At 59.9% G+C, this 11,957-nt stretch carries 11 protein-coding genes; 3 read left to right on the plus strand and 8 right to left on the minus strand.

Annotation, left to right across the window (positions count from 1 at the left end):
• Window positions 1–23: 23 nt before the first annotated feature.
• On the minus strand, window positions 24–1,706 hold the full coding sequence (gene fliF / locus WG899_RS16910) for a flagellar basal-body MS-ring/collar protein FliF (protein ID WP_339596822.1): 1,683 nt from the start codon (window positions 1,704–1,706) through the stop codon (window positions 24–26).
• A gap of 245 nt (window positions 1,707–1,951) precedes the next feature.
• Here fliF and fliE point away from each other — a divergent pair, with 245 nt between their 5' ends.
• Complete coding sequence (fliE, locus tag WG899_RS16915; protein ID WP_339596823.1) at window positions 1,952–2,275, plus strand: flagellar hook-basal body complex protein FliE; 324 nt, start codon at window positions 1,952–1,954, stop codon at window positions 2,273–2,275.
• Between the two features lie 75 nt (window positions 2,276–2,350).
• Here the strand turns inward: fliE and WG899_RS16920 are convergent, their stop codons facing one another.
• The 7 genes from WG899_RS16920 to WG899_RS16950 form a co-directional block, all read right to left on the minus strand.
• The gene (locus WG899_RS16920; RefSeq protein ID WP_339596824.1) at window positions 2,351–3,154 is read right to left on the minus strand and encodes a flagellar brake protein; all 804 of its coding nucleotides are present in this window, start codon (window positions 3,152–3,154) and stop codon (window positions 2,351–2,353) included.
• Window positions 3,155–3,204: 50 nt separating this feature from the next.
• Window positions 3,205–3,504: a flagellar protein FliT gene (locus WG899_RS16925; protein WP_339596825.1), complete on the minus strand. Its 300-nt coding sequence runs from the start codon at window positions 3,502–3,504 to the stop codon at window positions 3,205–3,207.
• Between the two features lie 55 nt (window positions 3,505–3,559).
• Window positions 3,560–3,991, minus strand: coding sequence for a flagellar export chaperone FliS (gene fliS, locus WG899_RS16930; protein ID WP_339596826.1), 432 nt, complete (start codon window positions 3,989–3,991; stop codon window positions 3,560–3,562).
• 300 nt (window positions 3,992–4,291) lie between these two features.
• The gene (fliD, locus tag WG899_RS16935; protein ID WP_339596827.1) at window positions 4,292–5,755 is read right to left on the minus strand and encodes a flagellar filament capping protein FliD; all 1,464 of its coding nucleotides are present in this window, start codon (window positions 5,753–5,755) and stop codon (window positions 4,292–4,294) included.
• A 107-nt stretch (window positions 5,756–5,862) separates the two neighbouring features.
• Complete coding sequence (locus WG899_RS16940; protein ID WP_339596828.1) at window positions 5,863–6,708, minus strand: flagellin N-terminal helical domain-containing protein; 846 nt, start codon at window positions 6,706–6,708, stop codon at window positions 5,863–5,865.
• Window positions 6,709–7,044: 336 nt separating this feature from the next.
• Complete coding sequence (locus WG899_RS16945; protein ID WP_339596829.1) at window positions 7,045–7,890, minus strand: flagellin N-terminal helical domain-containing protein; 846 nt, start codon at window positions 7,888–7,890, stop codon at window positions 7,045–7,047.
• Between the two features lie 394 nt (window positions 7,891–8,284).
• Window positions 8,285–9,124, minus strand: coding sequence for a flagellin N-terminal helical domain-containing protein (locus WG899_RS16950; RefSeq protein ID WP_339596830.1), 840 nt, complete (start codon window positions 9,122–9,124; stop codon window positions 8,285–8,287).
• Window positions 9,125–9,894: 770 nt separating this feature from the next.
• On the opposite strand from WG899_RS16950, the gene WG899_RS16955 reads away from it, so the two are divergent.
• Window positions 9,895–10,383 (plus strand): tetratricopeptide repeat protein, encoded by a 489-nt coding sequence (locus WG899_RS16955; protein ID WP_339596831.1) that lies wholly within the window; start codon window positions 9,895–9,897, stop codon window positions 10,381–10,383.
• 199 nt (window positions 10,384–10,582) lie between these two features.
• Window positions 10,583–11,854, plus strand: a complete 1,272-nt coding sequence (gene fliB / locus WG899_RS16960; protein WP_339596832.1) for a flagellin lysine-N-methylase — start codon at window positions 10,583–10,585, stop codon at window positions 11,852–11,854.
• Window positions 11,855–11,957: the final 103 nt, after the last annotated feature.

The raw sequence follows: 11,957 nt of genomic DNA on the forward strand, positions 1-11,957 counted from the left end.
GTGAGGTGAGTGCGAGCGGTCGCTCAGTCGGTTTCGCCAGCAATCCAGTTGCGCATGATGTTGGCCACCGCGACTGGGTTGTCCTTGGCCAGTTGGCGAGCGCGCTCTAGCTTGTCGTTGACGGCCGGGGCCTCCAGGGCCGGCAGTCCGCCTGGGCCCAGGACCACAGGCAATTCGTTGTCGTCGTCGACCACGGCGTTGAGTTCGGTCTTCTCTTCGGGCGGTGCTGGCGGCGGGTAGGCCGCACGGATGGCCGGGCGCACCATGCCGAAGACCGCGATCAAAGCCACCGCGACCAGAGCCAAGGGCACCACGGAAGCGCGCAGCATGTCGACCACAAAGGGTTGCTTCCACAGCGGCGCGTCGACCGTGGTTTGCTTGTCCACCATGAAGGGGGCGCTGATGACCTTGAGCGAATCGCCTCGTTCCTGGTTGAAGCCCATCGCTTCCTTCACCAGCGCGCTGAGCTTGTCCAACTCTTCTTGGGAGACGGCGGCCGTGCTGGTCTTACCCTTGGCATCGGTGGTGCTACGGTGGTTCAGCACCACGGCGGCATTCAGGCGACGCACATTGCCGGTGGCATTGCGGGTCACGCGCACGGTCTTGTCGAGTTCGAAATTGGTCACCGCCTCACGACGGCTGCTGGCGCTGCCGCCGCCGGCACCCGCGGCTTGTAGCGGCGCAGCCTGCCCGGTGATGGGGGCGGTGGCGGGGGCGGGAGGCTGATTGCCGGCCGCGCCGGGCACGCCTGTGGGCATGGCCGGATTGCCGTTGGTGGATTCATTGGTCTGCGAGCTGCGCACCGAAACTTGAGCGTTCTGGCCTTGGTTGGGCTTGAATTCTTCGGCGGTGGATTCGACCTGCGAGAAGTCGACGTCGGCCGTCACCGTGGAACGCAGGTTCTCGCGGCCCACCACCGGCTCCAACAGCTCATAAATGCGCTTGTTGAAATTGGCTTCGATCTGCTGCTTGTATTGCAGTTGTTGGCTGTCCAGACCGGTGCCGTTGTCGTTGGACTGGCTGGAGAGCAGGGCGCCCGATTGGTCCAGCACGCTGACGGCCTTGGGCGCCAAGTCGGGCACGCTGGCCGACACTAGGTGAACGATGCCGGCGATTTGCGCGCGGTCCAGCGTGCGGCCACCACGCAGGGTCAGCATCACCGAAGCGCTGGGCTTTTGCTGCTCACGGAAGAAACCGTTTTGCTGCGGCATGGCCAAGTGCACCCGCGCGTCGGCCACGTCGGCCAGGGCGGTGATGGTGCGGGTCAGCTCGCCCTCCAGGCCGCGCTGGAAGTTCAGGCGTTCATTGAACTGGGTTTGGCCGATGGAGGTTTTGTCCATCAACTCGAAGCCAACCGTGCTGCCTTTGGGCAAACCGGCCGAAGCCAGCTTCATGCGTACGTCGTAAACCTGACCCGCGGGCACCAAGATGGTGCCGCCGGCCTCATGGCGATAGGGCACGTTCAGCGTGGTCAGCTGGCTGATGACGGCGCCGCCGTCTTTGTCCGACAAACCGGTGAACACCGGGCGGAAGTCGCCCTGGTTGCTCCAGAGCGTGATCGCCAAAACCGCGCCGGCCAGCATGCTCAGGCCCAGGCCCATCATGATCTTGCTGCGCGTTGGCATGGCGGCCAGACGTGCGCCGAAGCCTTCGCTGCTGTTCACCAGCGGAAGGGTCGTGACGGCGGGGCTGATGGCGTTGTCCATGGGGCGGCAGGTGAGAGAGCGTGAGCGAGTGGGCAGATGCAGGCGGGTCCGATCGAGAGTTCCTTCACGGTGGGCCTGCGGAGCTTTCCGATGTGATGAATTATTCGGATTTGCCCCCTCAAGAAAGCGGCGAACAAGCCGAGGAAGGGGCCGCAGTTCGCGCCTTCAAAGCGTGAACAAATGCCTAGGATTCATCCCATCGTCCCAGCGGCCTTTGCTCTGCTGGGGGCGCCCACGGAGTTGTGATGGACCTGAAGCTAAAACCGTTTGATTTCGCCCAAGCCGCTGCCCGCGCCGGCCTGGCTGTCAATGGTCAGCCCCTGGCCAAGACCCGTGAGGTGGGCGGGGCGAGCTTTGGTGATGCCATGGCGCAAGCCATGAAGAGCGTCAGCGCCTCGCAGACCGAGGCCTCAAGGCTGCAGCGTGAGGTGCAACTGGACAACCCCACCGTCAGCCTGGAAGAAACCATGGTGGCGATGCAAAAAGCTCAGCTTGGCTTCCAGGCCACGCTGCAGGTGCGCAACCGGCTGGTTTCGGCGTACAGCGAGATCATGAATATGCAAGTCTGAGCTTGCGCGTGGCGGGCCTTGCCTGGGTCTGCAGAGCGAGGCCGTCGCGCGTTCTCTTGGGGCAGAGCGCTCCGCTCAGGTCGCCTTTTTGCTCAACATGCGCGCCAGCTTTTGAGTCTGGTCGATGAAGCGCTGCAGGCGCAGCTGCGAGTCGGTGCTGAGATTCACAAAGAGCAGGCCGAGCTGACTGCCGGCGCCGGCCTCGGCGCTGGGCCGGGCCGATTGCAAGCGCAGACCGGCACTGAAGCGGGTTTCCCGGTCCAACTCGATTTGAACGCTGGCCCATTCAAAGCCTGTCGGGACAGGCGCCACCTCGGGCGGCAGCAGCAAGGCCACGCCGCCCAGGCTCACGTCCAAGATGCGCAGGCGCAACTCCTGGTCCGGCGCCGCAGGATCGATCAGCTTGACGTGGGGCGTGCGTGTGTTGGGCCGAACCCGGAATGCTTGGCGGCGCTGGAAGCGGTACATCTGGCTCGGCCAAGGTGCGCGCAGTTCGCTGTCCTTGTCTTTGCCGCTCACCAGCATCAGCCCATCCAAGTCGAACTGCAGTCGGACCTGATCCAGATAGGCGACAGCGGTGACTTCGTTGCCATTCAGCAGGGCTTGCACCCCAATCTCGCCGCTATCGGCGATCAGCGGTGTGAAGCTCTCAAAAGCCAAGGTCGAGGCTTTTTCATCGATGGCTATCAAGCGGGCGCCCAGTCCCTGACCGTTTGGGCTTCGCAGGTCGATTCGGCAAGCCTGGGCTTGCAAGATGCGCAAATAGGCGAGGATCTCGGTCTGAGTTTGAATGCGAAATTCGCTCGGTTCGATCGGGCTATCAGCCGTATCGGACGGAGCGAACTTGGGATTGGGGGCGGTGTGGCTATGGCTGCTCATGCGTGCGGCTGGGCTACCAGCGGCCGAGCCGCCGGCGGCCGGGAGCCTCTTCAGTGGAGGGTTTTGCTCTTGCCGGTCAGCACCTGATTCAGGTCATCCAGCCAAGGCTCGGCCAGATGGCGAATCTCAGCATCATTGACCAGGATGCGTTGCATGATGCGCGTTTTGAGCTTGTTCTCGTCCGGGGCGAGTTTTTCGCTGGCGGCAGCATGCTTGAGCTGGGAGATCAGCAACACGCAAGCACCTTCAAGCTTGACCACTTCGTCCCAATTGCCGGTGCGGGCGGCGCACAACATATCGGCGCTGGCTTGCTCAATGGCTTCGTAATAGCTCAGGAGTTGGGTATTCATCGCGAGTTCCGCTGGAGACTGTAAGGTGGGTGAATAGGGGCTTTGGGTCTGGCGCTTAAGCCGCACGTTGGACTTCAGGCGCTTGGGCAATTGCCGTCCATGCTTCCCGAACGGGGGTGAGGATGCGTTGGCACTCTTCGATGGCCGCGGCGTCACCGTGCAGATTGGCACGCGTCAAGCGCATGCAGAGATAGGCATAGAGTTCGTTCAAGTCGGTGGCCAGCGAACCGGCCTGCATATTCAGGCTGGCCTTTAGGCCTTCGTCCAGAATCCGCACGGCGCGGCTCAGCGAACGGTTCTTCAATTCGGTGTTGCCGGTTTCGATGGCGCTGCGGGCCTGGTTCATCGCATCGAACACGCCGTCAAACAGCATGCTGACCAGACGGTGAGGACTGGCGGCTTGGACATCAGTTTCCAGGCCCACCTTGCGGTACATCGAGGCCCGTTGGGTACGCGATGCAAAAGGGGACGCTGAGTTGCCGTACATAGAGTTCTTTCGATTAGGGCCTTGTTGTTTTAGTTTTCGACCTCGCAGGCGCAAACTTGAGTGACGCGAGCGACTTGTGCGTACGACTTTCGGGCTCGTTTTGAAAGTGTTTGTGACGGGCGTGATTTCTGCCCACTCTGGGCAGGAGAGCTCGGATTCGGGCAGGGTCTAGTCAAGGCCAATGGATCGGCTACGTGTGTCTGCAGAGGGGGCTTTTTCGGCTAACCAACGAAAAAGCGGCCTCGTAAGAGGCCGCTTTGCATGGGATAGTTGGTGTATCGGACAGTCGGGCTCGCCGTGCTATCCCTGCCCCACTAAATTTTTCATCTGTTGAGACACATAGGTCGACAGGCCGCTGAGTTGCCCCATCTGCACATCCAGTGCGGTGTAGCGGGCGCGCAGCCGTTTTTCGGTCAAACCGACCTTGGTCTCTAGTCGTTCCGAGGCCTTGCCGTTGTCGTCGATGCTCTTTTTCAACCCAGCCTGGCGGGTGGTGATGCGGCCATCTACGCCTAACACTTGGTCCGCGAAGCTGCGCAACTGTTGGGCCAGCCCGTTGTTGCTGCTATTGCCGCTGTCGGTGCCCATGAACATTTGTTTCAGGCTGCTCAAGTCGGCCACCGCCGCGTCGAGCTTGGTGCTGTTGAGCTTGAGTGTGCCGTCGGCGCTGGGGTCTAGACCGATATCTGAAAGTCGGGTGAATTTTCCGCCCAGGGTTGTCGAGCCCGAGGCGACCGTGCGCATCTGAAAGTTCACACTGACCACCGAGGTGTCGCCCTGCAAGGGCCCGGCGGTCTTGCTGCCAGCATCGTATTTGGTTTGATCCCGCATCAAGGTCGCGACCGTGTTGTAGGCGGTCATGAAGTCGTTGATGGTCTTTTTGATGGCTTCCTTGTCGGCGCCGATGGAGAGTGTCACTTCGCTGCTGGTGGTTTTGACCAAGCCGATCGTCAGGCCCTGAATGGAATCCTTCAAGGTGTTGGTGGGAGAGTCAATTGCCAGGCCATTGAGCAAGACGCTGGCGTTGCCGGCAGCCTGGTCTTTTTTCATGATCGCCATATCGCCGGCTGGATCGTAGGCAAGCGAAGACAAGCCGTCGTTGTCAATGACGCCATCTGTATCCAAGACGCTGACACGAAAGCCATTGGTTTCGCCAGTTTCAGTGGAGCGCATGACCAAGCGTGAGCCGCTGCTGTCGGTGACGATGGACGCTTGAACGCCGGCGCCTAAGCTATTGATCTTGTCACGGATCTGGCTCAATGAATTCGCACCGTCAATCACGTCGAACGAGACCGCCGTGGCCCCGGCTTTGGCCTCGAACCCGGGCAGGGCGGCCGGCTGGCCGGGTGCGGGGGCAGGGGCTTCAACCCATTTGCCCAGTTCGATGGTGATGCGGCCTTGGCCGATGGGGCCCGTACTGGGGAGCACTTTGCTGGAGATCGATTGTGCGGTGGCCAGACGGTTGACTTGCACCGCAATATTGCCGGCAGGAGCATCCGCCCCGGGAGTAACGGTGACGGAACTGGTGTCGCTTGACGTGCCCGAATTGGCTCCCCAAGTGCCCACCGAAGTCAGCTTTCCTGCGGCATCGCGCATGGCCGAGAGTGCGGCTTGCACCTTGCCATACGACGACAACTGGGTTTGGAGTTTGTCGGTGCGGGTCTTGAGTTGATTGATCGGCGTGCGCTCAACGGCCACCAACTTGCCAATCAGCGTCTCGATATCAAGGCCGCTGCCGATTCCCGCCGACGTAATGCTAGGCATGAGAATGCTCCAAAAAGCGCTGAAAGTACAAAAGACCGATAGGCAAGTGCACTATCGGCCAATTGATTGAAAAACTTGAGGGCGCAAAGACACCTCGGGCCAAAAACTTAGCCTTTGAGCAGTGACAAAACCTGCTGCGGCAGCTGGTTTGCCTGCGCCACCATGGCATTGCCGGCCTGCTGAAGAATCTGCGTGCGACTGAGGTTGGATGTTTCCGACGCGTAGTCGGCATCCATGATGCGGCTGCGTGCCGCGCTTTGGTTTTCCACCGACACCTGCAGATTGGCGATCACGGCCTCGAAGCGGTTTTGCGACGCACCCAAGGTGGCGCGCTGGCTGCTGATGGTATTGATCGCAATGTCGATGTTGTCGATCACGACCTTCAGGGCAGCCGTGTCTGACGCATTGTTAATGGCAGAGCCGGTCACCGCAAGCACGGTGGCGTCGGCGGTTAAGTCCGATGTCGACACGACGATGGTGTCTTCTGCCCCGGTGTTTGGGCCGACCTGGAATTCCTGCGGCAAGGTGGCATCGGCACCGAGGATTTTCTTGCCGTTGAAGGTGGTACCGGCCAGCACCCGCGTGATTTCATTCGCGAGTTCGCCGTACTCCTTGCCGATGGAGTCCAAGTCGGTGGTGGTGTTGGTCGCGTTGCGAGACTGGACCGACAACTCGCGCATCCGCTGCAAGGTGTCACCGACTTTGGCCAAGGCGCCTTCAGCTGTTTGAGCCAGCGAAATACCGTCGTTGGCGTTTCGGATCGCTACATTCATGCCGCGTACTTGGGCATGCATACGTTCGGCAATCGCCAGGCCGGCGGCGTCATCCTTGGCGGAGTTGACACGCATACCCGAGGACAGACGCTGCATCGACACCCCAAGGGAGCCTTGCGACATATTGAGATTGCGCTGCGCATTCAGCGAGGCAATATTGGTGTTAATGGTCTGGGGCATTTGAGCACTCCTACTTGTTCCGCTAACTTCCGGTCGAGCCGGCGTCTTACTGCAAGCACTGTCCCTGGGGCTATGCACTTGCTTAACCGCCCGGCCTTTTCAAGATGGCTGCCTTATCTGGCCGTCACTTGTTCCGAACGTCGGGTTCGTCATGTAATTCAACCCGATGGACAAATTCTCTGAGTGCTTGATCGTTTCAAAAGCCCGAATAGTGGGCAAAACCACGGCCAAAAAAAAGCTCCGCGTCCGACGTTAAGTCGGGCCGCGGAGCGAGAGTAGAGGTGGTGGAGTCAGCGTCAGTTTTGCGTCTGACTCTTCTGGCGGATCGCGCTAGGCTTAGCCGCCGCGCAGCAAGGACAGAACCTGTTGCGGCATTTGATTGGCTTGCGAGACCATTGCGGTGCCAGCCTGTTGCAGGATCTGCGCTCGACTCAGATTGGCGGTTTCCGAGGCGTAGTCGGCGTCCATGATGCGGCTGCGAGCTGCACTCTGATTCTCCACTGACACCTGCAGGTTCGAAATTACCGCTTCAAACCGGTTTTGTGCGGCGCCCAAGGTGGCGCGTGTTGAACTGACCGTGTTGATGGCGACGTCGATGTTGTCGATCGTGGCTTTCAGCGTGGCAGCATTCTTGGTGTTGTCGATCACGTCTGAGGTGACCGCGGTGATGCTGGCGTCGGCAGTCAAGTCGGTTGTGGTCACGGTGACCGAGTCGTTGGCTGTGGTGTTGGCTCCTATTTGGAACTCTTGGGCGCCTGCCTGTGCAGCCAGGATGGCCTTGCCGTTGAAGGTGGTGCCAGCCAGCACGCGCTGGATTTCCGCGCCCAACTCGGTGAACTCCTTGCCGATCGAATCCAGGTCGGTGGTGGTGTTGGTGGCATTGCGCGCCTGCACACCCAGCTCACGCATGCGCTGCAAGGCGTCACCGACTTTCGACAGCGCGCCTTCAGCGGTTTGCGCCAGTGAGATGCCGTCATTGGCGTTGCGCACTGCGACATTCATGCCGCGAACCTGGGCTTGCATACGTTCTGCAATCGCCAGGCCGGCGGCATCGTCTTTGGAGGAGTTGACGCGCATGCCGGAAGACAAACGCTGCATCGAGGTGGCCAACGAAAGCTGAGTATTTGAAGCGTTACGTTGTGCGTTCAGCGATGCGATATTGGTGTTGATGATGGAGGGCATTTTCAATCCTTTCGGTGTCTATGACTTGCCGGAAACCCGGTCTCACGGTTCGATAACTAGGCTGCTTGAGGAGGCAGCTTTGCCAGCAGTTGGACAGACGAATCTGCACCTTCTGCACCGTCCGCGTCCTGCCTTTGCACTGGGGCTTGATGCCTTTCGCAATCGGCCGGCTGACCGGACCACGTAGTCCTTTCACTTCCTCGGACTCGCTGAATTTGTTATCGGAGACACTTTGGATTGACTTGAATTCTTTCTTTAGAAAAAGACGCCGCCGAACGCTGAAAAATCGCTAAAGATTTCTAGACGGCGGCGTCAAGGGGCTTGTGCTGGAGGGGTGAGACTTTCCGTTCCTGCGACGACGGGTTTACTCAGGGCCAGCGGTGCTGGCCCGGGGTCATCGAAGCAACGACAGGACTTGTTGAGGCATCTGATTGGCTTGCGCAATCATGGCAGTGCCTGCTTGTTGCAAGATCTGCGAGCGACTCAAGTTGGCGGTTTCCGTCGCGTAGTCGGCATCCAAGATGCGGCTGCGTGACGCGCTTTGGTTTTCCACCGACACCATCAAGTTAGAGATCACCGCTTCAAAACGATTTTGCGATGCACCCAAGGTCGCGCGTTGGCTGCTGATGGTGTTGATGGCCTTGTCGATGTTATCGATCGTGGTCTTCAGCGTGGCGGAAGTCTTGGTGTTGTCGATGGTGTCACTAGTCACGGCCGAGATGGTTGCATCGCCAGTCAGATCAGTGGTGGTCACCGTCACTGTGTCATTTGCGGTGGTGTTGGCGCCGATCTGAAAGTCCTTGCCGCCCGCGCCGCCGCCCAGGATGGCGGTGCCGTTGAAGGTCGTGCCGCCCAGCACCCGCTGAATTTCCGAACCCAATTCAGCGAATTCCTTGCCAATCGAGTCCAGGTCGGTGGTGGTGTTGGTGGCGTTACGGGCCTGCACGCCCAGTTCACGCATGCGTTGCAGGGAGTCGCTGACCTTGCCGAGCGCGCCTTCAGCGGTTTGCGCCAGCGAGATGCCATCGTTGGCATTGCGCACCGCCACATTCATACCGCGCACTTGCGCGGTCATGCGTTCAGCGATGGCGAGGCCGGCAGCGTCGTCTTTGGCGGAGTTGACGCGCATGCCAGATGACAAGCGCTGCATTGAGATAGAAAGAGAGTTCTGTGAAGTTGCAACATTGCGTTGCGCATTCAGAGAGGCAATATTGGAATTGATGATTGCGGGCATGATGTGCTCCTGTTTCAGCTACAAAAGTTCCCGGCTGAGCGCCGACGTGATTCGAGCGTCCGATGGGGACACCCGGGATACAGGCTGATGGTCTTTCGACCTTGACCTGCCTCGCCCGGCGCCAGTTAACCGTTGCAGCCCCGCACCACAAGATTTGGGGTGCTCAACTAGCGGCCTCCTTACCGGACCACGCGCCTGTTTCCAGACCCGTTAAGAGTGGTATCGGACAACGCCAAGAAGAACTTAAGCGCTGTTTGTCAAGAGGCTTGATCTGTTGATAAGCGCCGGGGTTTTTGGCCTGTTCCTTTGATTGCTGCGGATGTTCAGTTTTGGGGCTGATTCGCGGTCATCGGTCGGGCCTTGCGGCGCTAGAGGCTGGGTGGTACTGGCTCGGGCGAAATCCTTTTGGGAACAAGTAGCGTTGTTGAAACAGCAGCGCGCCGATGGCGCTGAGGGAGGGCTTGCAGGAGGAGCATCCTGTTCATGCGCTCTGAGTTGTTTTCGGCAGGCGGGCGTGGCAAGAGGTTTTGAGAAACGCCAGCTAGGCGGCCTTATTCGCTCGATTGCTTTTGTCCACCGAGCCTAAAGTTAGCGCCATTGCTGTCGAGTCGTGCGCGCGCACCGCGCGCTTCCTGATCAGCAAGCGAGCAGATCCGATTCGGCTTTCAGCGAGTCGGTCCCGATAGAACTGATCTTGAATGACCCGTCCGGTCACTTGCTGCACTTGTTGTGGTCCCGGGCGATGACTGAACTTCAAACCGGAGAATCACATGCAAGCAATGACGCAAGCCAATTCACAGGCGCTGAACCCGTCGAACCCGCCTTCGGTGGCGCAGGAAGCTGCTCACCGCATCAGCGATGAGGCCGCCTTCTTGCTCGCCCGTGCCCGCAATATGGCTTTTGCCGAAGCGGCTCAGGGCCGGTTGGGCCAGGGCTTGACCTTGCTGCAGGATGCGCTGGAGACGGAGCCCTTGGCGCATGAGTTGCTTAGCGATATGGCAGCCTTGCTGCTCAGCGCCGGCGAATTGACCCACGCCGAGGCTTATGCCCGCAAGGCCTTGGCAGTGTCACCCGATCATGGCGCGAGCCTGTATACCTTGGCTTTTGCACAGTCCGGCCAGAAGGCCGCTGACGAAGCGCGGCAGACCTTGCGGCATCTGCTCCAGGGCGATGCTCTGCGCAGCCTGTTGCATGAAGCCCCAGACCTGTTGCCGGTGGCCATGACCGAGTTGTCTCGTCTGGACGCCTTGCTGGGCTGAAGCGAATACGCGATTTCTGCGCCTTCTGGTGCGCCATGGTATCAACCTGAGCGCCTCCAGCGGCCGAACACACATAAGTTGACCGCGAGCGGTCATGACTCGCCATTTTTGCGCTTGAGTCGATGCAGCGCCCAAGTCGAGGCGCTGCGGTCGCGCCTGCCGTTTCATGGTGTGGCCGAGAAGCGAGGGAATTCAGACCATGGGTCGTTTCAGTCCCGTTGTACAAGCGCCGCGCTATTTGAAGCAATTTCAGTGCGTGGGTTCGGCATGTCCCGAGTCCTGCTGCGCCAATTGGCAGGTGTCCATCGACAAGCCCACCTATCAGCGCTACCAAGCGGTCAAGATCGAGCCCTTGGCCAGTTTGATGCGCCAGCACATTCACAAGACCGAGACGAACCGACGCGACGCTGAGACCTACGCAGAAATCAAACTGCGTTTGGGGGACAGTTGCCCCTTTCTGGACGCCACCAGCTTGTGTCAGATTCAGTCAAACCTTGGCGCTGCTGCTTTGTCGGGCACCTGCGCCGAATACCCCCGCATCTACTTGCGTGATGGGTCGCGCCAGGGCTTGGTTGCGACGCTCAGTTGTCCCGAGGCGGCTCGGCTGGCCATGGCCAGCGACGATGCGATGGACATGGTGGACATCACCTTGGACTTTGCCAACCCCAGCCTGGTGCCGGTGCGCCGTCAGCGCAAGGAGCCCAGCGCCGCCGAGACAGACTTGGTGCGCAAGCATGCAGTTTTGCTGGGGCAGGTGGTCGAGGCGGTGGTGCGCGCCCCACAACTGTCTGCCTCGCAAGCGCTGGTCTACAGTGGCTTGATTCTTCGCCGTGTCGTGGGCTTGGCGCAATTGCCCTTGGAAGAGGCCGAGTCTGGCCTAGCCAAGGCCGTGAATGACTACATCAGCCCGCATAGCTTGCAGCAAGTACCGGCTTTGACTGGCGGCTTGGCTGTGCCCAAGGAAGTGCAACTCGACCTGATGCTGGGGGCCCTGCAGCGTTATCAGCATGATCAACATGGCGCGCGGGGCATGCGACCGTCCTTCTTGGCCTTGTTGGATGAGTTGGTCCAAGGCTTGCAATTGAACCGCGGTGTCGCCCGTGAACTGAGCCTTGAGGCCTATTGCTGTGCCGAACGTGACTTCTATCTGCCTTCGGTGGTGGCCTTTCCGCATGCTTTGAAAAACTATTTGCTCAATGCGCTGGCGGCAGGCTTGTTTCCGCGCCAGTCGAGCGCAGGCCTGGGTGAGGAATTCATGCATTTGGCCTTGCGCTTTGGTTTGATCAAGTTTCTTTTGATCGGCCTGGCGGCTAAGAAGGGCCGAATTCTGGATTTGGATGACTACAGCCGGGTGATTTTTGTGGTGGCGCGCAATATCGAACATAACCAGCGTTTCATGCCCGAGGTGCTTCAGGTCATGCAAGAACACCAGGCGCTGGGCCTGGAGTTCGTGGCCACGCTGGTCGCCTGACACGAATCTGGCGGCTTTGCCTGCAGCGGACGCCACTTCCGTCCGCTAGAAGCACTTCGAACTCAGCGTTCTTGTAGGAATTTGCCTGACAGGGGTGAGAGAC

The sequence above is a fragment of the Paucibacter hankyongi genome (genome assembly GCF_037482915.1).
Taxonomy (GTDB): domain Bacteria; phylum Pseudomonadota; class Gammaproteobacteria; order Burkholderiales; family Burkholderiaceae_C; genus Paucibacter_A; species Paucibacter_A hankyongi.